This window comes from Nocardia altamirensis NBRC 108246 (assembly GCF_001612685.1).
GTDB classification, from domain to species: Bacteria; Actinomycetota; Actinomycetes; order Mycobacteriales; family Mycobacteriaceae; genus Nocardia; species Nocardia altamirensis.
The window spans coordinates 1-20,849 of sequence record NZ_BDAY01000097.1; the positions used below are offsets into that span (position 1 = coordinate 1).

20 protein-coding genes are annotated in these 20,849 nt (G+C 67.0%); 8 read left to right on the plus strand and 12 right to left on the minus strand.

Annotation, left to right across the window (positions count from 1 at the left end; genetic code table 11):
- Window positions 1-285: 285 nt before the first annotated feature.
- The 9 genes from NA11_RS37505 to NA11_RS37545 all read right to left on the minus strand — a co-directional run bounded on the left by NA11_RS37505 (window position 286) and on the right by NA11_RS37545 (window position 10,538).
- The gene (locus NA11_RS37505) at window positions 286-1,602 is read right to left on the minus strand and encodes a dicarboxylate/amino acid:cation symporter (RefSeq protein WP_069166841.1); all 1,317 of its coding nucleotides are present in this window, start codon (window positions 1,600-1,602) and stop codon (window positions 286-288) included.
- A 273-nt stretch (window positions 1,603-1,875) separates the two neighbouring features.
- Window positions 1,876-3,153 carry an MFS transporter gene (locus tag NA11_RS37510; protein WP_069166842.1) on the minus strand — a complete coding sequence of 426 codons (1,278 nt, stop codon included), beginning with the start codon at window positions 3,151-3,153 and terminating at the stop codon, window positions 1,876-1,878.
- A complete protein-coding gene (locus tag NA11_RS37515; protein WP_069166843.1) occupies window positions 3,150-4,118 on the minus strand; it encodes a TIGR03621 family F420-dependent LLM class oxidoreductase in 969 nt (322 codons plus the stop codon). The genes NA11_RS37510 and NA11_RS37515 overlap by 4 nt, the downstream gene beginning before the upstream one ends.
- Entirely contained in the window at window positions 4,115-5,815 is a 1,701-nt protein-coding gene (locus tag NA11_RS37520) for an amidase (protein WP_218023458.1), read from the minus strand. The genes NA11_RS37515 and NA11_RS37520 overlap by 4 nt, the downstream gene beginning before the upstream one ends.
- 47 nt (window positions 5,816-5,862) lie before the next feature.
- Entirely contained in the window at window positions 5,863-6,750 is an 888-nt protein-coding gene (locus NA11_RS37525) for an ornithine cyclodeaminase family protein (protein WP_069166844.1), read from the minus strand.
- The gene (locus NA11_RS37530; RefSeq protein WP_069166845.1) at window positions 6,747-8,003 is read right to left on the minus strand and encodes an aminotransferase class I/II-fold pyridoxal phosphate-dependent enzyme; all 1,257 of its coding nucleotides are present in this window, start codon (window positions 8,001-8,003) and stop codon (window positions 6,747-6,749) included. The genes NA11_RS37525 and NA11_RS37530 overlap by 4 nt, the downstream gene beginning before the upstream one ends.
- 97 nt (window positions 8,004-8,100) lie before the next feature.
- Window positions 8,101-9,009: a hypothetical protein gene (locus tag NA11_RS37535; RefSeq protein ID WP_069166876.1), complete on the minus strand. Its 909-nt coding sequence runs from the start codon at window positions 9,007-9,009 to the stop codon at window positions 8,101-8,103.
- A gap of 44 nt (window positions 9,010-9,053) precedes the next feature.
- Window positions 9,054-9,902 carry an HpcH/HpaI aldolase/citrate lyase family protein gene (locus NA11_RS37540; RefSeq protein ID WP_069166846.1) on the minus strand — a complete coding sequence of 283 codons (849 nt, stop codon included), beginning with the start codon at window positions 9,900-9,902 and terminating at the stop codon, window positions 9,054-9,056.
- Window positions 9,903-10,025: 123 nt separating this feature from the next.
- Window positions 10,026-10,538 (minus strand): MaoC family dehydratase, encoded by a 513-nt coding sequence (locus NA11_RS37545; RefSeq protein WP_141718067.1) that lies wholly within the window; start codon window positions 10,536-10,538, stop codon window positions 10,026-10,028.
- A gap of 511 nt (window positions 10,539-11,049) precedes the next feature.
- Between NA11_RS37545 and NA11_RS37550 the strand changes: the two genes are divergently transcribed.
- Both NA11_RS37550 and NA11_RS46005 read left to right on the plus strand, forming a co-directional pair.
- Window positions 11,050-11,607, plus strand: a complete 558-nt coding sequence (locus tag NA11_RS37550) for a helix-turn-helix domain-containing protein (protein ID WP_167837814.1) — start codon at window positions 11,050-11,052, stop codon at window positions 11,605-11,607.
- Complete coding sequence (locus tag NA11_RS46005) at window positions 11,604-12,155, plus strand: helix-turn-helix domain-containing protein (protein WP_069166848.1); 552 nt, start codon at window positions 11,604-11,606, stop codon at window positions 12,153-12,155. The genes NA11_RS37550 and NA11_RS46005 overlap by 4 nt, the downstream gene beginning before the upstream one ends.
- A 7-nt stretch (window positions 12,156-12,162) precedes the next feature.
- Here the strand turns inward: NA11_RS46005 and NA11_RS37560 are convergent, their stop codons facing one another.
- The 3 genes from NA11_RS37560 to NA11_RS37570 all read right to left on the minus strand — a co-directional run bounded on the left by NA11_RS37560 (window position 12,163) and on the right by NA11_RS37570 (window position 14,595).
- Entirely contained in the window at window positions 12,163-13,059 is an 897-nt protein-coding gene (locus tag NA11_RS37560; RefSeq protein ID WP_069166849.1) for a bile acid:sodium symporter family protein, read from the minus strand.
- Window positions 13,060-13,198: 139 nt separating this feature from the next.
- On the minus strand, window positions 13,199-14,098 hold the full coding sequence (locus NA11_RS37565; RefSeq protein ID WP_069166850.1) for an AfsR/SARP family transcriptional regulator: 900 nt from the start codon (window positions 14,096-14,098) through the stop codon (window positions 13,199-13,201).
- Window positions 14,095-14,595 (minus strand): cupin domain-containing protein, encoded by a 501-nt coding sequence (locus tag NA11_RS37570; protein WP_069166851.1) that lies wholly within the window; start codon window positions 14,593-14,595, stop codon window positions 14,095-14,097. The genes NA11_RS37565 and NA11_RS37570 overlap by 4 nt, the downstream gene beginning before the upstream one ends.
- Before the next feature lie 97 nt (window positions 14,596-14,692).
- Here NA11_RS37570 and NA11_RS37575 point away from each other — a divergent pair, with 97 nt between their 5' ends.
- From NA11_RS37575 to NA11_RS37600, 6 genes are all read left to right on the plus strand, one after another.
- A complete protein-coding gene (locus NA11_RS37575) occupies window positions 14,693-15,610 on the plus strand; it encodes a LysR family transcriptional regulator (RefSeq protein ID WP_167837815.1) in 918 nt (305 codons plus the stop codon).
- 34 nt (window positions 15,611-15,644) lie between these two features.
- Complete coding sequence (locus NA11_RS37580; protein WP_069166853.1) at window positions 15,645-16,991, plus strand: hypothetical protein; 1,347 nt, start codon at window positions 15,645-15,647, stop codon at window positions 16,989-16,991.
- A 59-nt stretch (window positions 16,992-17,050) separates the two neighbouring features.
- Window positions 17,051-18,073, plus strand: coding sequence for an ABC transporter substrate-binding protein (locus NA11_RS37585; RefSeq protein ID WP_141718068.1), 1,023 nt, complete (start codon window positions 17,051-17,053; stop codon window positions 18,071-18,073).
- Window positions 18,074-18,173: 100 nt separating this feature from the next.
- Window positions 18,174-18,428, plus strand: a complete 255-nt coding sequence (locus NA11_RS37590; RefSeq protein ID WP_069166854.1) for a hypothetical protein — start codon at window positions 18,174-18,176, stop codon at window positions 18,426-18,428.
- Window positions 18,429-18,498: 70 nt separating this feature from the next.
- On the plus strand, window positions 18,499-19,548 hold the full coding sequence (locus NA11_RS37595) for a helix-turn-helix transcriptional regulator (RefSeq protein ID WP_084655407.1): 1,050 nt from the start codon (window positions 18,499-18,501) through the stop codon (window positions 19,546-19,548).
- A 74-nt stretch (window positions 19,549-19,622) separates the two neighbouring features.
- Window positions 19,623-20,843 carry a cytochrome P450 gene (locus NA11_RS37600; RefSeq protein ID WP_084655408.1) on the plus strand — a complete coding sequence of 407 codons (1,221 nt, stop codon included), beginning with the start codon at window positions 19,623-19,625 and terminating at the stop codon, window positions 20,841-20,843.
- Window positions 20,844-20,849 lie beyond the last annotated feature (6 nt).

Consider the following 20,849-nt stretch of genomic DNA (forward strand, 5'->3'; position numbering starts at 1 on the left):
CTCCGCTCAACGGGGCAACAACCATTTCTCTCCGGTCAACGAGGTTCGGCAACCACTTCTCTCACGCCAACGCGGGCGGCAACCACTTCTCTCACGTCGGCGTGGGCGCCGCTGCTCCGCTCCCGTCGACTCGGGGCTTTGTGCTCCGGTGAACACGCATTGTTTGGCGCGGGTGGCCGAATTGCATTGCGTGCTTGGAGGCGGCGCATGCCATGCGGTGGTGTCGAATTGGTGTGAAGTGCGCGGGTGGGCGGAAGTGGTTGTCGCGCACCACCCGCGCGGAGGTCAGGCGGCGACGAGTAGCGGGTCCCGAGTCGGGGTGGCTGAAGTCAGAGGGGTGGATGGCTGGTCGAAGGCTTCCTTGTCGAGGGTTCCTTCGCGGCGGGCTACCAGGATCGGGACGACCATTTGGCCTGCGACATTTGTTGCGGTGCGGATCATGTCGAGGATCGGGTCGATCGCGAGGAGTAGTCCGGCGCCGGCGAGGGGTAGGCCGAGGGTGGACAGGGTGAGGGTGAGCATGACGATCGCGCCGGTGAGACCGGCCGTGGCGGCGGAGCCGACGACGGAGACGAAGGCGATGAGGAGATAGTCGCGGAAGCCCAGTTCGACGCCGGTGAGCTGGGCGACGAAGATCGCCGCCAGCGCCGGGTAGACCGCGGCGCAACCGTCCATCTTCGTGGTCGCGCCGAAAGGCACGGCGAATGAGGCGTATTCGCGGGGGACGCCGAGCCGCTCGGTCACCATCCGTTGCGTCAGCGGCATCGTGCCGATCGATGAACGCGACACGAAAGCGAGCTCGATCGCGGGCCAGGCCTTCGCGTAGAACCGAATCGGGTTCACGCCGCCTACCGTGCGCAGCAGGACCGGGTACACGACGACCATCACGATGAGGCACCCGGCGTACACCGCGACCGCGAAGGTCGCCAACGGCTGCAGCAGATTCCACCCGTAGCTGGCGATGGCCTTACCGATGAGGCCTGCGGTCCCGATCGGCGCCAACCGGATCACCCACCACAGCGCTTTCTGCACCAGCTGCAAAACCGATTCAGCCAGCGTGACAAAGGGTTTGGCGACGTCGCCGAGCTTCAGAGCTGCCACGCCGAGTACCGCGCCCAGGAACACCAACTGCAGCACGTTGCCGTTGGTGAAGGCGCCGACGATGTTGGTCGGGATGATGCCGGTCAGAAAGTCTGTCCACCCGCCCGACTTTTCCGGCGCCTTCGCCCCGGTCAGCGTCAGGTCGACGCCGCGCCCAGGGTTGGTGACGAGACCGAGCACGATCCCGACGACGACGGCGATCACCGAGGTCCCCATGAACCACAGCAGCGTCCGTCCGGCCAACCGGGCCGCGTTCGTGACGTGCCGCAACCCGGCGATGCTCACCAGCACCGCGGTGAACACCAGCGGCGGCACCGCAAGCTTCAGCAGCTGCACGAAAATGGTGCCGACCTGGGTCAGCGTGCTCGTCAGCCAGGCCGCCTCGGTCTCGCGCGCTATGAAGCCCGCAACGACGCCGACCACCAATCCGAGCAGGATCTGAACACCGAACGACCAGCGCACCGGATTGAGCACACGGCTACGCCAACTGGGTACGGACATGAAGAAACTCCAAGACAGTGAAAAGGATTCGAGTGTGAGACGCGCAGCGTCATCGACACAGGTGTGCCGCCAGCCGCCCGAAATCCACGTGCAACCTGGCCACCAGATGCACGACTGTCATAGAGAGATTCACAACGTCCTAGATCCTAGGCGATTCATCCGACCAATCTGACCACTCACCCCGGATCCCGGTATGGCCTCTGTCACAACCCAAGTCGCGGAGGACAACGATCGCCAGCTCGGCGCGGCAATGTCGCGAGCCGGCATCCAGGCTTACCGAGACGGTTGGTGTACTTCAGCAGGGGCTTCGAGATCGCGGATCTCGCTCAATCCGGTCGTAGCCCCGGTGCGAGCGGGGACAAGCATGACGGCACCGGCAAGGGCTGCACCGAGCAGACCCAAGATCGCGGCGAGGACAGCAAACGCAGGACTGCCCAGCGGTACGGCGCCGAGAACTGTATTGCCCGTGGCGTTTCCGAGGCTCATGATCGTGCTGTGCCAGGCCACGAGCGTCGTGCGCGCCGGTGAGGGGATGTTCGCCAGATAGGACTGCTGGGCCGAGTAGAAGATGCTCCCCGCGAGGCACCAGACGACCAAGGCCGCCAGGAAGATCCCCAGCGCGGTGGCGGTGGCGGTGATGGCGACGGCCGCGGCGAAAAGCACTGCGGTGGTGACCATTATCCAGTTCTCGGGACGGGCTCTGCCACGTTGACGGTCGGTGAGCGCGCCGCTCAGCAGGGAACCTCCGATGACAGTGACGCCGACGAGGAGGCCGACCAGACCGTTGGCAGCCACGTCGAAGGCGAAACGCATTTCGAGGAGGGCACCCAGGTACGTGAAAGCGCCGAGTCGGCCTGCCATCACGGTGAAGGTGGCAGCCAAGGTCAGCAGGATGATGGGAGACAGCAAGGGGCGGAACAGGTTCCACCGTAGAGTGCGGTCACGCGGGTGAATGGTGTCGAGGGTTCGGAAGGCCCAGAGCAGGACCAAGAAGAAGCCGACGCCGATGGCGATGTAGGGCAGGCGCCAGCCGAAGACCTGGGTGCCGAATGCACCGAGAGGAACGCCCACCACCTGACCCAGACCGTAGGCGGCGAACCCGCGGGCGATCGCGCGACCGCGGTGACCGGGCGGGCAGACATCCGCGAGATGGGACCAGGCCGCGGGGGTCGCAATCGCAGCACTGAGGCCCATCAACACGCGAGCGATGATCAGCTGCGGCAGGTTCTGAGCCAGGCCGACGGCGATGTTGGTCAGCGCGAACAGCGCCATGCCGACCAGAACCGGAGTGCGTTTCGGGAGGATGTCCGACAGCACGCCGAGCGGTGGGCCGAAGATCGCGTAGGCCAGCACGAACGCGGTGGCCGCCGCAGCGGCCAGCGGTACCGAGACGTGCAGGTCGGCGGCGATGGTCGGAAGGATCGGGGGCATCAGGTAGCCCTCGGTGCCCATGACGAAGAAGAGGAGATACAGGACCGCGCATTGCAGCCCTGCACTCGATCTCCGCTTGTCCAGGCGCGGCTTCCGATCGACGTCGCGAAGGACGCTCACTGGCCTGCCAAGCGCTCGACCAACTCGGCGCAGACGTCGGGCGGGCTGAGCATGAAATGGCTGATGCCGAACCGCTCGCGCAGGGATCGGCACTTCTCGACCAGTTGGTCGATCGTGCCGATCCAGACGTGGGGCGAGTCCAGGTAGTCGTCGACGGTCAGGGTGGCTCCGGTGCGGGCGTTGATGTCGTCGATGTGGGTGCGCGCGGTGGCGAGCGCGTTGTCGGTGACGATGACCGGCGGGCCGTAGCCCGCGGTTGCCGAAGCGTACGTGGACAATTCGATGTCGTCGAAGCGCTCCGCTGCCGCGGCGCGGATCCAGTCGATCTTCTCCTCGGTGGCCGCGACGGTGATGCTGGCGGGATCGAAGAACACCCCACCGGGACGAGAGGGCGGCACTCGCGGCGCGAGGCCGATGATGTCGGCCACTTGCGCCGCCAAGCCGAGCATCTTCCGGCCACCCCCGCCGAGCAGGAAGGGTGGCCGGTGCTCCCACGGCTTCGGCTGACCGTCGTAATCGGTGATGGCGTAATGCTTTCCGGCATAGGTGAACGGTTTGTCCCCGAAGCAGCCTTCGAGGACGGCGATCGCCTCGCGCACCCGCGAGACGCGCTCGCCGACCGGATCGAAAGGTATTCCGGTCGCCAGGTATTCGCCCCGGCTCCAGCCTGCGCCGAGCCCGATGGCGAGTCGTCCCTCCGACAGCCGGTCCAGCGTTGCCAGTTCTTGCGCCAGGACCGCGGGATGCCGGAAGTCCACGTTCAGCACGTAGGGACAGACCTGGATGCGCTCGGTCGCCAGCGCCGCTGCCGTGAGCAGTGGGATGGGCGCGTATTGGCCGTCGAGATGGTCGGCATACACCAAGGTGCTGAACCCGACCGACTCCGCGAAACGCGCAGTCTCCTGCATCTGCGACAGACTCACGAGACCGGTGGTTGCGGTGGTGGCGAAACGAAATGGCTTCATGAGACCACCTTTTCAGGTTCCGGCGGCCGACGGCGCCGCTCCGCTAGGGCGCGCTCCAACGCGGCAGCGACCCGAAACACCGTCGCCTCGTCGAAGTGTCGCCCGATGATGTGCAGGCCGATCGGTAATCCGTTCCCGGCGAGCCCGATCGGCAGCGACAGCGCCGGATGACCGGTCACGTTGAACGGAATCGCCAGCATGTCGTTGACCATCTTGGGCGGTGGCCAGTTCAAGGGGAACTCGCTCCACCGCGCGGCTGTGGTCTGCCCGGAGGCCATGACCAGCACATCGTGCCGGTCGAACACGCTCTCGTCGACCTGGTGCGTCAACCAGCGCCGCACCTCGTGCGCCCGCAGCAGGTCGGCCGCCGCGACCCCGGCTCCTGGCATCATCCGCTGATAGGTGAAGCGCGCGAGCGTCTTTGCGTGCCTGCGCAATGTGTCCTCGTACGCGGCGAACGCCTCTGCCGCGAAAAGGATTCGGCCGCAACCGTTGAACATGTCGTAGGGCGGCAAGGCGACCTCGTCGACGGTCGCGCCGAGTCCGTCGAGCACGCCGAGAGCGTGCGTGATGCCGTCCAGGATCTCGGGGATGGTCGTTGGATCCTCCGCGTACCACCCTGGCGCGCTGGCAATGCGCAGCCCAGCGACCCCACTGTCGAGCGAGGTCAGGTAATCCGAACGCGGGCCGCCCGTGGTACGCGGATCGGCAGGATCCGGCCCCGCAATGACCTGGAGCAGCGCGGCCGTGTCATCGACCGACCAGCTGAGCGTGCCGAAGTGATCCAGCGTCCGCGAGAGTGGTTGCGCCCCATGTCCCGACACCCGGCCGAAGGTCGGCTTGAGCCCGACCACACCGCAATGGAACGCTGGGCCGCGAATGGATCCGGTGGTGTCGGAGGCGACCGCAACCCGGACCAGTCCGGCGGCCACCGCCGTGCCCGCACCCGACGAGGACCCGCTCGGCACATGGTCATCGCTCCACGGGTTCTTGGCCGGCGGCACCGGCAACTCGAAACTCGGTCCACCAAGCGCGAATTCGAACGTGGTCAGTTTGCCGAGCCCGACCCCGCCACCGGCCCGCAGCCGACCCTCGACCGTGCTGTCCGCGTCGGCCACGTTGTCCATACACAGCCACGAGGCATTGGTGGTCGGCACACCCTCGGCATCGAAGATGTCCTTCAGCGCGTACGGAATCCCGTGCATCGGACCGTGATCGATCCCCGAGCGCAGGTCCCGATCGGCGGCCTCCGCCCGTGCCAACGCAGTCTGTTCGGTGACCAGGATGAAGGCATGCAGCGCGGGGTCGAGCCGGGCAATCCGATCGAGCGCGTGCCGGGTGAGTTCGACCGAGCTGAGCTCGCCCGCACGCAACAACGCTCCTGCTTGGCGTACGGAAAGCTCGTGCATGGCGTCGGCGGGTGGCTCCACGGAGGACGGCACCGCCACGACCTCCGGCCCCGCCGTAGCGCGGGACGGCGCCCGAGGAACGTCCTGGACCGGCACCTCACGCAACCGCGACGCCATCTCCCGCAAACCTTGATAGCCCCGCAGCACACCACCTTTGAGATCCGCGGGCACCTCCATGTGCAGCCGAGTGGTGAACACGTCGAACTCCGCCTCGAGCGCCGCTCCGGACGGGGCGTCGGCGGGTGATGCACCGTGGGAAAGGATCTCGTCGTGTTGGATTTTGTCCACTGCTTACTCCTCCTCAGCGGGTCTGCGTGCTGGTTGCGAGCGGTCCCCTACCGCTCAGCCAGATAGGCACAGGTGATCAGATCCAGATAGGCGCAGCCGGTAGACGCGAAGATGGTCCGCCGGTCCGCAAGCGTGCCAGCCATATCGGCCAGTACCGCGGCGATTTCGACCGCACCGGAATGGCTTTCGCCCGCCTCCGCGATCGCCGTGCGCACATCCTCGACGATGACCAGACTCGACCGAAGCAACTCGACCGGCAGTTCCCGCGACTCGGCAGTGTGTGCACCCATGCAGTTGATGTGCACATGCACCGGCAACTCCGCCGAGATCGCCAGCGGCCGTACCGAAGTGGTCGCGGTCGACAGCACGTCGACACCGCGGCTCGCCTCCTCGGCAGAGGCACACACGGTCACCGGGACCGTCGCCGCGATCTCGCGGGCGAATGCGGCAGCATGCTCCGTATTCCGCGACCAGATACGCACCTCGGCAAGCTCGCGAACGGCCGCAACACCGAGAAACTGCTGTCGCGCCTGCACACCGGACCCGAGAATCCCGAGTACCCGGCTGTCCGGCGCCGCACACAGATCCGTCACCAGCGCCGTCACCGCAGCGCATTTCAGATTGGTGACCGTCGCGCCGTCGAGCGCACCGAGAAACCGCCCGGTGGCGACGGAGAACATCGGCACGACCGAGGTCACGGTGGCGCCGCGCCCGGCCGCCCCGGCGATCGTCGCGACCTTGTTGATGTAGAGGTCGTAGTCGGGCGACACCGCGGGCATCGAAATGAATTTCGTGCCCGCCGCATCGGAGACGGTCTCGCGTGGCGGCACCGACATCCGACCGACGGCTCCACTACGCAGGCCGTCACGCATCGATGCGGCCAGCGAGCGGACATGCTGAACCGGCGAAACGGCGAGAGCGTCGGCCGCCGTCATGCGAACTCGTCAAGCACGTCTTCGAGGACAGCGACGAAGTCCTCCGTCATCGCGCCGGTCATGTCCCCGCGCAACATCATTCGCACCCCGGCCTGCCCGCGAGCGACGATCGGAAAGAACATCGCCGAGCAGTAGTAGCCGCGCCGATACAACTCGTTGGACAATCGCACCGCCCGATCGTTGTCGCCGACCGTGACGAACTTGATGTGCGATCCCGCGCCGCGCACGTCCCGCCCTTGCATCCGCCGATCGAAGATGCCGATGTTCTCGGCCAATTGGCGTTGGCGCGCACCGAGTTCCGGCGAGCGATGGACCGCGATGCTCCCCCGTGTCGTCCCGATGGCCGCCGTGCGCAGTCCCTGTGACCACCCCATCGGCCCGCTCCGATACAGAAAGTCGAACTTCCCGGACGCACCGATCATCGCGATGCCCCCGGTGCTGCCGAACGCCTTGGCGAGCGAGGCCACGATCATGGTCCGGTCGTCGAGCTCGCCGAACACCGACCGCGCGTAGCCGACACCATGCGCCCCCTCGGTGGACAACCCGTGCGAGTCGTCCATGTACACGTACATCCCATACCGCTCCTGCAACGCCCTGATGCCAACCAGATCCGCGCGCCCGCCGGTGGAATACACCCCCTCGCACACATAGGCCACTCGCGGATACCGCTTGCAGAGGTCCGCCAGGAACTCCATGTCGTTGTGCGGGCAGGTCAGCACCAGCGTTTCGTCGGCGACGATCGGTTTGACGAAGTTCATCGAGAAGTGGGCGAACTTGTCGAACACGACAACCAGCGGCGCCGTGTCGGTGAGATGCCCCGAGGCGAGCAGCGGCAGCACCGCGGCACTCAGCACGCCGCACGAGATCGACGGCAACACCCGCGCGCCGAACAGCGCCGAGAGGTCCGCTTCCAGTTCCTCCGCGGCCGCCAAGCGAATTCGGCACTCCGCCATGGCGAGACCGCTGATGTTCTCCGCACGCAGCGCCGCAATGCCCGCATCGATGACCAGCGGATGGCTGTTCAATCCCAGGTAGGAACACGACGACAGGTTGCAGAATTCGTGCCCGGTGTGCACATCGCGCAGCCGGTTCTGGCCGTTGGTGGCGTCGACGCGGATGTCGAGCATGCCGTTGTCGGCGACCACCTGCCAGGCCGCTTCGCTGGCAGGCACCATCCGCTGGTTGTTGCGGAACCGATGCGGTCCCATGATTTCTCCGGCGCCGTTGTCGGCCACCCGGTCTCTGACGTGCATCCGTTCCCCTTTTGCGCGCGCCAGTACCCGGCGTCGCCGAGGCCGATACCTACGGCGCCGCAGGGCTTTTGGCTGTCCTGGTGAAAGTGCCCGGCAATTACCGTCCGGGCACCAGGGTTTCCACACCCACGTGATAGCGGTCGTGGTCGGGCGTATGCTCCTCCGGCGCGGTCACCTTCACCTCAGGCAAGGCGAGCCGGTAGTGGCTGAACCAGTTCTTCAGGTTCTCGTCGTCGTCGAACTGCAATTCGATGTGCCGCAGCGGCCGCTTGCCCGGCTTGCTCGGGTCCGTCAGCCGCGGCGCGGAACCTGCGTGCGCAAGCCCGTCGGCGACTTCGTTGTCCAGCACCACCATGATCATGTCGTCGACCAGGTCGACGTCCACCGTTGCCGCGTGTTCGGCGATGATCTCCTCGGCGAACTCCTGCTTGACCGCGACGTTGTAGCTGTGCGGCATGAGCTCGACCAGGTCGGCCGGATCGAGCCCCTTCGCTCGGCAGTACGCACGGGTGTCGCAGATGATCGGCAGGCCGCCGGTGATGTTGGTGTTCGGCCCGTAGACGTTGCCGATGAACGTGGTGGCGGAGTCGAAGTGAACACATTTGGTGCTCAAGAACTCTCGCGATTGGGTGTGTTCGGCGTTCACCGTGAAGCCGACGTTCTTGTTGAATCCGTCCAGATCGACCCCGGACACCTTCTGGTAGTTCATCACCACCGGCGTGTGTTTCGAGAGGTCGACCGCCGCAACGAAAGCGCTGAAGATCGCCTGAAAGTAGTCGCGCACGGCGGTGGCATCGGCCTCGCGGTGCACGCTCATGCCGTGCTTCGCCAGCAGGGCACGCGCACCGCCGCAGACGCCGAGCCCGGCGCCGTCGGCGACCAGCGACACCAGTCGTTCGGTCAATTCTGTTGGTACCGGCCCGAATCGGCCGTCGCTCAGTGCCACGTCGTAGTCGGAGACATCGACCATCGCCTGCTGCACGACGTCCGTCATCGAGGTGCTCATGATTTCCTCCACGATTTCGTTGTTCGACTTCATCGGTTGGTGTTTCAGCGGACCGGGCGCGGGTTCCCGTCGTACAGCGCGAGCATCCGCCGTGCCTTCGACACGAAGGGCGGCGCGAGCACCCGTTCCTTGGTGACCGCGAAGCCTGCGTCGTCGGCTTCGTAGTCCTTGATGGTTTGGCGGTAACGGTCCAGTTCCGCCGGGTCGACCGAGAACGTCTCGACGATCGGACCGACCTGCCTCGGGTGGATGGCCGCCTTGCCGGTGCAACCACACTGCTTCGCGACCTCGCACTGCTGCAGGATCACCTCGGTGTCCCACAGTTCGAAGGAGTTCCCGTCGATGACCGGCAAGCCGAAACGGGATGCGGCGATGCACATTCGGGCTCGTGCGTGCGCCAGGTAGGACTCGTCCGGCGCCCACATCTCCGCGACCAGATCCGACGGCCCGAAGATGAGGCCGTCGCTCACCGCCGCGATGTCGAAGACGTTCTCCACCGCATCGACTGTCTCGATGATGCTGCAGATTTCGGGCGGATCCGGCAGCTCGGCCAGCAGCGACCGATAGATGGCGACGTCGCGTCCGGTGACGATCTTCGGCACCAGTACGGTCTGCACCGGCAACCCGCCGACCTCGCCGCCGAGCGCGAGGACGGCCTGGATGTCGAGCAGTCCGTCCGGCGTCTCGATGCTGTTGATACGCAACGACACTCCGGGCAGTCCGGTTCCGGTCAGGTCGACATCCGCGAGTCGTGCACGGGCCGTTGGCTTCGCACGCTTCGGCACCGAATCCTCGAGGTCGAGCACCAGCGAAATCGAGTGCCGTGGCACGTTTTTCAACAGGGTGTCGACCCGGGAGGCCGGCACGAAGAACAGGCAGGGGTCGACATTCATGATCGGGCCTTCCGCCCGAGGTACGCGGCCACCTGGTCGTGGCCGAGCACCGCCAACGCAATCATCAGATTTCCTCCCTCATGGCCGAGCAGCCGGGCTGTGACCACTCGGATCGACGACCACTCAGGCCGCGGGGTTGCGCATGGACGCGAGCAGGGTGCGATCGAACTCGATCACCTGCACTCCGTCCTGGTTGCGGCCTGTCGTGTGCACGGTGACGATGCCTTCACCCGGTCGCGACGCCGACGGTCGTTTGTCGACGATCGCGGTCTCGGCGTACAACGTGTCCCCCACGTACACAGGCGCATTCAGCCGCACCCTGTCCCAGCCGAGATTGGCGACGGCCTGCTGGCTGATGGTCTTGACCGTCATTCCGTTCACGATCCCGAACGTCACCAGGCTCGAGACCAGGAGCTGCTTGAACGGTGTCTCCGACGCGTACACCGCGTCGATGTGCAGCGGGTGCAGATTGAGGCACAGCAGCGAGCTCCAGATGTTGTCCGTCGTGGTGATCGTGCGGCCAGGACGGTGCTCGTAGACGTGGCCGACGACGTAATCCTCATAGCGCAGGCCGTTTTCCTCACGAAACCGTCCCGGCTCCAGCTCGGTGTATGCGGACAACATCGGATCGTTCATATGGCTCCCTCCCACGGCCCGGCCGATACGGCACAGGCCCGCTGGTTCTGTGTCCGGACCCGAAGCGGCACAGCGCGATAACCGGCAACTTCGAATCGGAAGGCTGTCACGCGGAGATGCGATGAATGAGCAAGTCCCCAGCAGCGACCACTGTGGTTGGCAAGGATTCCCCCCGCCCCCCGAATTCCTGTCATGGGATGTTTTTCTTACTAATACAGGAACGTACTCCGGCGAGCTGTAGGGCGTCAAGGCAATTGGGTGCCCCAGGAATTAGGTGCTTTCCCTCGCAACGGCATTCGCGCAGCAATAAATGATCTTGATTTCGGACGCTCGACACGCCCGAATTCACCCTGCTGGCAACTATTGGGAGAACTCGTCGACCAATCTGAACTGCCCGCGCGTCGCACACCACCAATCACCTTTCCCACCTGCGACACTGACGGACACGCGCCCCTGGCAACGCCGGGGTGCACCCGGTAACTTCACCGGGCACACCACGCGAGGAGTAAACATGGATGCGGTCGCACAAGGAGTGAGCAGAGGACTCCGACAACTGCGCCGCGCCCGAAATTTGACGTTGGCCGTACTTGCCGATCGAACCGGACTCACCGACGGCTATCTCTCCAATGTGGAGAACGGCGTCACGGTGCCGACCCTCGGCACCCTCGCGACCCTCGCCGCGGCACTCGACAGCGACATGTCGGCGTTCTTCCCGTCCGCCGCGCGGTCCACCGTGCACGTCCATCGCGCGAACGGGCAGCGCCACGTCCAGGTGCGCAACGGCGACACCGAGATGCACACCATCCTGACCGACTCAGCGGCGACGCCGAGTTGCACCGGCCTGCTCAGCCGGATCGCTCGATCGGAACACCGGCCGTCGTTTCCGCCGGCGGGCGAACGACTACTGCTCGTCCTCGAAGGCAAGCTGGAGATGCGCATCGGCGCCGTCAGCCACCGCCTCGGCCCCGGCGAAACCCTGCACTACACAGCACATTCCGAGCATCAGTTGGAGATCACCTCGGCCGAGCCTGCGGTCATTCTGTGGATTGTGCGCCCGCAAGCACTATGAGCACGCTCGACATCGACAACAGCGCGCTCGCCCGCCGCGTCGGCGCCCGCCTGCGCCAGATCCGCGCCGATCGCGGGCTCACCCTCGCCGCACTCTCGCGCTCGTGCGGGGTATCGGTGTCCTACCTGTCCGCGGTCGAGAAGGGCACCAATCAGCCCTCGCTGCACCGGTTGGCGGCGATCACCGAGGCACTCGGCGTCAGCATCCTCGAGGTGGTCGTCGACGAGCAGCAGGCACCGATCCGGCGGGCCAGACTGCCCGAACGCACCCCCGGCACCGTCGAGATCGCCCACCAGCGGCTCGCATTGCGCGGCTGCATCGTCTCCGCACGGGCAGGCGAACGCGGCGCCTGCCCGCTCGACCTGGACGACCACGACCTGTTCCTCTACGTCGTCGTCGGCACGCTGGCCGTCACCGTCAACGGCGCCGCCTACGACCTGGCGGTGGGCGACGCGCTCGACGCAGCCCGGCCGCAGCAGGTGAGCTGGCACAGCTCGACCTCGTCGACGGTCCTCTGGGCTGCTTCTCCGGTGCGTCCCTGGCCGTGAGCCGGGGTCAGCCGGTTTGCTCGGCCGGGTCCGCGGCGGCGATCCCGACCCGGCCCCTGGTGAGCAGCCAGCCGACACCGGCGGCAAGGGGGAACATCAGCACGCCGTAAACCGCTGCGGGAATGGCCATTTCGGTGCTGCCGAGCACGCTGATGGCGATCGTGATGGCGATGGTGCTGTTGTGGATGCCGATCTCCATCGAGCAGGCGATCGCCTGCCGGAACTCGACGCCGAGCCAGCGCGGGACGAAGTATCCGGTGGTCAGGCTCAGCACGCAGAACACCGTGGTGACCACGCCGACGTCGACCAGGTAGCCGGTGACGTTGTCGCGCTCGGCGACCATCGTGCCAATGATGACCAGCAGCAGCACCAGCGCGGATCCGATGCGCACCGGGCGGTCCATCCGGTCGGCGAACGCGGGCGAGAACCGGCGAACGGCCATGCCGATCGCGACCGGAATCAGCACGATCGCGAACACCTGAAGCACCTTGCCGAACTGCAAACCCACCGTGCCGAAGCCCTCCGTCGGCTCGAAGTAGTCGATGGCGAAGTTGGTCAACAGCGGAAGCGTGGCCGCGGCGATGACCGAATTCACCGCGGTCAGTGACACATTCAGCGCGACGTCACCACGGAACAAGTGGCTGAACAGGTTTGCCGTCGTGCCGCCCGGCGAGGCGGCGAGCACCATCATCCCGACCGCGAGCAGCGGCGGCAGATCGAAGAGCAGCACCAGACCGAAGGCGATCAGCGGCAACAACACCAGCTGGCACAGCAGCGCGAGCGCGACGGTCTTCGGGGAACGGGCGATGCGGGTGAAGTCCGCGACCGTGAGCGACAAGCCGAGCCCGAACATGATGATGGCCAAGGCCACCGGCAGCGCGACCGAGACGAGCGGAGAATTCATCCTGTTCCTTCATCATTCGTCCGCCCCGTCGAGACGGCAGCAGAGCCTGCAGCACACCGTCGGCAAGCGACCGCGAATGATGCGACTGTAATACCCGGCGGGCGCGGACATACGCTTTCCGCGCGAGGTGGGCGCAGGATCAGCAGCCCGGCTGCAGGTGCCGGAAGCGGTGGCCGAACGTCACGAGGTCGCGCTTACTGGAGATCCGATGGACCGAAGGTGCTCGGCCCGCGAACTTTCCGGCGGCAAGCACCGGATGCAATGTCGGATCGTGGCGCAGGATGCACACTTCCAGCTCGACCGTCTCCGGGCTCGGCGCCGCGCCGAACTCGGTGGCCAGGTCACGGCGCAGAGCGCGCAAGCGATCCAGCGCGTCGACCTGCCTGCCCACCCGGTACAGGGCCAGCGCGTGCAGTCGGGCCAGCGGCTCGTGCATCGGGTGCTCGCCCGCCAGAATGGCCATCTCCCTGAGGTACTCGGGGCCGAAGTCGAGCCGAAGCGCGGCATCCAGTCCGGTGACGGTCAATTCGAGCCGCCACTCGTCCAGCCTGGCCGCCTCCACCGCCGCGTACGGCGCCCACTGCAGATCCGCGAGCGCCGGTCCGCGCCAGAGCCGCAGCGCTTCCTCGGCGGCCGCCCTGACCTCACCGTGGCGCCCGGCACGCGCCGCCGCGTGCAGCCGATCGGCGATGGATTCGGCCGCGAGCAGATCGCCCGCCACCATCGTGGTCCGATAGCCCGCAGGCGTGCGCAGCACCGCAGCGCCGTGCACGCCCAAGGCCGCCCGCAGCCGCGACACCACCACCCGCAACCGCTCGACCGGTCGCGACAGCTGACCGTCACCCCACAGATCGGCGGCAAGTCGCCGATCAGGAACGGGCACACCACCGGCGAGTGCCAGCCGGACCAGCACCGCCCGTTCCAGCGGACGATCGACACCGATCACCCGATCACCATCGACCACCGACACCGGCCCGAGGATCCGCACCTGCGCGTAGCCCGCGTAGGCCGATGCGGCGATCCAGTGCGGCGCCGTCATGATCGCCCCGCAGGACCGTTCGCCGGCGACGGCCCGACGAGCGTGACGCCGTAGCGCGCGAACTCGGCCTCGACCTCCGCGTCCGACGGCCGGCGGACATCGGCGGGCGGCAGCACCGTTCCGGTGGCCGCGGTGCCGAAAGCCCGGTGCGCCTTCTCGATTCCCGCGGGCGTGTAGTGGTGCAGCACCCGCGCCGTCGCCGTGCGCACCGCGAAGCCGTGTGGGATGCCGCGCGGCAACCACACCGAGGTGCCCGGCCGGGCCGCCACCCGATCCAGTCCACGGTGCACGGTGAGCTCACCTTCGAGCACGAAGCACATTTCGTCCTCCCTCGAATGCACGTGCACCGGGGGTTCGGCGCCCCTCGGCACCACGACCTCGGCGGTGGACAGCACGCCACCGGTGGTCTCGGCGAGCTGATGCCAGATCACCAGGCAGCCGAACGCCCATTCGGCGATCGGCTGATATTGCCCGAGTTCATGGCGTCGTTCCGGCACGCTGGCTCCTCGATTGACATCCCGACGCCCTCAATGCTCGATGCGCGCGATCGAGAAGGGAAACACCGATCGGCTGTCGGATCTACAATCCACACTTGTGGATGTGGAACTGCGGCACCTGCGCGCTTTTCACGTGCTGGCGACCGAGCTGAATTTCACCAAGGCGGCGGCACGGCTGCACATGACCCAGCAGGCGCTGAGCAACCAGATCAAGCAACTCGAAACCCGCATCGGCGCCACGCTTTTCCAGCGCAGCACCAGGCAGGTGACGCTCACCGACGCCGGGCGGACGCTGCTGCAGCGGGTGCCCGACATTCTCGACACGGTCGGCGCCGCGATCGCCGACACCCGCGAGACGGAGTCCGGCGAGCGCACCGAGTTGATCATCGGCATCCGCGGGGTGACCGGCCTGGACATCACACCCCGGGTGCTGCGCACCTTCGCGGCAGAGTATCCGCAGGTCGTGGTGACCGTCGGCAAGGTCGGGTTCGACGACGCGAGCGCGGGCGTGCTGGCCGGATCCACCGATGTCGGGCTCATCTGGCTACCCGCGCCCGAGGGGCTTGCGGTGACTCCGCTGCTGGCCGAGGAGCGGATCGCCCTGTTACCGGCCGATCACCCGCTGACCGCCGAAACTGCGGTTCCCCCAGCGGAATTGGCTGTGCAGCCGTTCGCCTGGTGGACCGACAACCGGGATCTCATGGCGCGCGACTTCATGACGTTGGCGGACTATCGCGAGGGCCCGGCGACCATCGGCGCCGAGGTGGCGACGCTGGAGGATCTGCTCGCCGCGGTGGGCAGCGGTCAGGCGGTCGCGGTCTCGGTCGCCTCGGTGTCCCGGTTCTTCCCGTGGGCGGGTGTGGTCACCCGCCCGCTGCGCGATGTTCCGCCCGCGGTGCTCGCGGTCGCCTGCCGCGCGGACGACGAGCGGCCGCTGGTCGCGGCGTTCGTGCGCACGGCAGCCAAGGCGGCGGCGGAACTTGTCGCGGAAGGCGAAGGTTCGACACCGGCGTAACCTGGACGAACCCCTCGCAGGTGAAGGAGCGTTGATGCCCGCTTTCGCCGACGACCAGGCCGCCGCGCGCGCAAGCGGGACCGGGCTCGACCCGCTGGAGCTGACCGAGGCCGAGCGCGCCGCGCTGTCCGACCTCGCGCGCTATCCGCTGCTCGATGCGATCTACGGTCGCCGATCCCGGCGCTTTCCGGTGGGCGGTGCCATTCCCGCCGGACCGCTCGCCTTCACCAGCGGCAAACCACCACAATCGCTGAGCGATCTCGAACGCGCGGTGGTGCTGAATACCGTTGCGGGCTGGACCGGTTGGCATTTCGGCATCAGCCACCATCCCGGGTATGCGCCCGCCGCGCCGAACTACAGCGGCTCCGCCACCGGGCGCACCTTCGGGTCGGCGGCCGGATTCCACACCAGCGAGTTCTTTTTCACCGACGATTCGGGCACCTATTTCCTGCCGACCAGGGATGCCGCGCCGGACGGCGTGTATGCCGAGGGCGCTGGCGCGACCGAAGCCCAGCTCGGTCGGGTGCTGTCGCGCGTGGTGCGGCTGTCCGACCGGCGCGTCCACCTGCCGCGCACGGAACCGTATCTGGAGGGCCACAACACCTGGATCGCCAACCATCCCGGGTCGCTGCTGGTGATCCCGGTGGCCGACATCGCCCAGCAGATGCTCGCGAACATCGCGTTCTTCGCACAGAACGGTTTCGCCCTCTACGACGATGTGCACCAGCGGCCCATTCCCGGCGTCGAAAACTACAGTGACCTTTTGCGTTTCACCGAACCCATGCCGCTGTCGTTCGTCGAGCAGTACTCGTTGACCGAGGCGACCGCGGAGTTGATGGCGGCGGTGCACAACGGCCATTTGTTGCTCGGCGCCATGGGATTGGGCGGCTGGACGTTCGACGGGATCGACCGGCTGACGATGCTCGGCGCCAGCGGCGACCCGGACATCCCCGGCCTCGGCTTCCGCTACGACACCGATTCCCGTTGGGCGCTGTCGAATCCGACCGGGCTGCCCGGAGTCTTCGAGGCGTACTGCCGACCGCACTATGCCTCGATGGCCGATGCCGTGGAGGCACTGGCCGAACGAAAGTTCGGCCCCGGTGGGCCCTATCACCCCGACACCCCAGGCCCGTTCGCCGACAACGCAATGGTGCGCGGGGCAGCAGCGCCGTGGGACACGCGATTCCGCGAGTTCCTCGCCCTGCAGGCCACCTACATCGACGAGACGTTCGGCAAGTTCCCCGGCACGGTGCCGACGGTCTGGATCATGAACTACCTGCAGGCCCAGCATATCGATCTGGAGTTCTACGACACCGTGCTCACCGACACCGCGGTGCTGTCCACCCACCGCGACCACCAACGTGTCTGGCACCAAGGATGAGAGCGCACGAGCGCGACTGCATTTGGTAAGGCTTGCCTAATTACCGTACGGTGGTGGCAATGGCAGCCATGGACACAATCCAGCTATCGCGCCGTCTCTTCACGACCCTGTGCGCGGCCGGGCTCGGTGCCGCCGTCACCGGATGCGGCCGGTCCGCTGAGGACGAGCCGTATACCGGACCGGGTGGGTGGACGTTCACCGATGATCGGGGCAGCACGGTCCGGAGCAAGGAAGTGCCGAGTCGGATCGTCGCGTTCGCGGGTACCGCCGGGCTGCTCGCCGACTTCGGCTTACAGCAGCGCGTCGTTGGGGTCTTCGGCGAAACACGCACGGCGACAGGGGAACCGGGCCTGCTGACCGGAGACCTCGACCTCGGCAAGGTGACCGTGCTCGGCAACAACTGGGGCGAGTTCGACATCGAGAAGTACGCGGGGCTCGAACCCGACCTGCTGCTCACCGATACGTATGTGGGCGACCAACTCTGGTACGTGCCGGATGCGAGCAAAGACAAGATTTTGCAGATCAATCCGAATGTCCTCGCGCAAAAAGTAGCGCACCGAACGTTGCCTGCCATCATCGCTCGCTATCGCGAGCTCGCCGGGGCGCTCGGCGCAGACCTGAACGCGCCCAAGGTGATCCAAGCCACCGCGCGATTCGACGCCGCAACCCAAGCGATCCGCAATGCGGTGGCGCAGCGGCCCGGCCTGCGGGTCATGGCCGCCTCGGCCGCGCCAGGCGTCTTCTACGTGTCGGATCCGAGAGCCTCCGCCGACCTCAGCTATCTCGCGGAGTTGGGGGTGGACATGGTGATTCCGGAGCAGGTCGGCAGCGACGGCTTCTTCGAGAACCTGAGCTGGGAGCACACCGACAAGTACCGGGCCGACCTGATCCTGCTGGATCGCCGGACGCTCGCGCTGACGCCGGAAGCGCTGGCCGCCAACCCGGTGTGGCGCGGCCTGCCCGCGGTGCGCGCCGACCAGGTCGCCAGTTGGCAACCGGTGTACCGGTTCTCGCATGCGGGAGTGGCGCCGCTGCTCGACGATCTGGCGGCCGCCATTCGCCGCGCCACCAAGGTCAGCTGAGAGGCATATCGCCGCAGCCGATCTGCCGATTCTGTTAACATCCTGCCGTCGGGGAGGCATATCGGTTCGAGACTCCCACCGCGTAACGAACGGAAACCCCATGCGCCGACGCATCTTTGCGGCCCTCGCCATCGTCGCGATGGCGCTCTCCCTCACGGTCGCGTGCAGCCGCAGCACCACGACCCGCTGGTGCGAGTTCGACGCCACCGACACCGTCGTCGAGGACAGCTTCTGCCTGAACAACACCCCGGGCTACGAGTGGGAACCCGACAGCGACAAGCCGGCGAAGAAGCCCAAGACCAGCACCAAGCCCAAGCCGACCACCGCGAAACCGGCACCGACCACCCGCCGCTGACCGCATGCGGGTGACCTCGGCCTGATCGCGAGGGGTACCGCGGGCGGCGGTTCGGAGGGAGACTGAGTCGATGAGCAGTCGCCTTCGCGAGCGAACTTTCACCCGCATGCTCCGCCTCACCTCGGCCGATCTCGGCACCGCCGAGCTGATCGACGAGGCCGCCGAGCTGCTCGCCGCCGCGATTCCGTACGACTCCGCGTGCTGGCACACCACCGATCCCGACAGCCTGATCGAGACCGGGTTCCGGGCCTACGACATGCCGCCGCCGGATGCCGGGGTCGCCCGGTTCGCATATCTGCCGCAGGACTTCAATTCGTTCACCACGCTCGCGGCGGGCGCGCGGCACAGCGGCGTGCTCAGCGAAGTCACCGGCGGCCGACTGGATCGCAGTGTTCGTTATCGAGAGTTGTTGCGGCCCAACAATATGCAAGGCGAGCTGCGGACCGCACTGGTCATCGACGGGGCCTGCTGGGGGAACATCTCGCTGTTCAGGGCCGCGCCACACGACTTCACCGCCGACGACCGGGACTTCGCGCACGATCTGGCCGGGGTGCTCGGCCGCGGCTTGCGCACGGCAGGGGTACGCGCCCGATCCGCCGCAGACAGCCAGGTGCGCTGGCCCGGCGTGCTGGTGCTGGACGCGAACGGCCAGGTCACGACGATCTCCGCGCCGGCGCGGGCCTGGCTCGCCGACCTCGGCGCGCCCGAGGCGCCCGAGCACGACGCGTTGCCGTTCGCCATGCTGGCCCTGGCCGAGCGGGCCAGAACCGATGGCGACGTCGCGACCAGGGTGCGCGCGGAGAGCGGCCGCTGGGTGTCGTTGCACGCGTCCGCGACCGGCGCGCAGGTGTCCTTCGTTCTCCAGCAGGCGAATCCGAGCACGATCACGCCGTTGCTGTACGCGGCGTTCGGGCTCACGGCACGCGAACGAGAAATCGCCGATCTGGTGGTGGCGGGGTGCAGCACCGGCGAGATCGCCGAACAACTCTTCATCTCGCCGCTCACCGTGCAGGCCCATCTCACCGCCGTCTTCACCAAGACCGGCATTCGCAGTCGGCGCAAGCTCGCGGTGCTGCTGCGCGGCGATGCCGGCGCCGGAAATACGACATTTCTGGGATAGGCCTGGTCAGCGCTCGTCCGTAGCGTTCTGCGGGTAGCCCCACCGAGGGGCTGCCGGGTGGGAAGGACGACTTCGTGACGATCATCGAACACACCGGGGACGGCAGCGTCACCGTGCTGAACGTGCTCGATCCGGCATTCCGGCCGGACTCCGCGCAGGTGCTCGCCGCACGCGCCGAGCACTGGTATGCCCGCACGCCGATCGGCTTCGCGGTGTTGCGGCACCGGGAGGCGGCGGCACTGCTCGCGGACCGCAGAGTGCGCTGGGGCGGGGTGGACTCCCTTGCCGCGCAAGGCATCACCTCGGGACCCGCGGTCGAGTGGATCGGGTCAGTGCTGCCGAGTGTCGAAGGGGCCGACCACGCGCGGTTGCGTGGGCTGGTGAGCCAGGCATTCAACCGTGCCGCGGTGGACCGGCTGCGGCCGGTCATGCGCTCAGTCACCGAAGAACTGGTTGCACCGCTCGTCGCGGCCGGGGAATGCGAGTTCATGGCCGACTTCGCGGACCGGTATCCCGCCAGGATCCTCAGTGAACTGTTGGGCGTACCGCCCGAACGGCGCGCGGATTTTCATCGGCTGCCGAACGAGATCGGCCTCATCTTCAGCGTTGCGGCGACCGAGCACCTGCCCCGCATCGAGGCGGCACTCGCCGCACTGCACGACGCCATCGACGAGCTGATCGAGCAGCGCAGAACCACGCCGGGTCCCGATCTGATCACCGACTTGATCGCCGCCGAGGAGGCCGGAGATCGGCTCTCCCCCACTGAATTACGCACGATGGTCAGCGCTCTGCTGTTCGCCGGGCAAGACACGACGCGCCAGCAGCTCGGCCGCGCGGTGCAGGTCTTCCTCGAGCACCCGCGGGAGTGGCGGATGCTCGCCGAAGATCCGACCCTTGCGCCACGCGCGGTCGAAGAGGTCATGCGGGTTGCGCCGGGGGTCAACACCATCTGGCGAGTCGTCGACCAGACGATCGATTTCGAAGGTCTCACTATTCCGGCAGGCAGCTTCCTCAATATCCTGCTCGACGCCGCGCACACCGATCCCGCCGCCTTCGGCGCCGCCGAATTCGACATCACTGCACCGCGATCCGCGGCGCAACTCACCTTCGGCGGCGGCATCCACTACTGCCTCGGCGCGCCACTCGCCCGCGCCGAGATCGCCGAGGCGCTGCCCATTCTCGCGCGCAGCTTTCCGCACCTCGCTGCGGCAGGACCGGCCGAGCCAGGCCTCACCCTCGGCCCCGTCGGACCGCGCACGCTTCCGATCCGATACGGAGCGTCGTCGATTGTGTGACGAGAT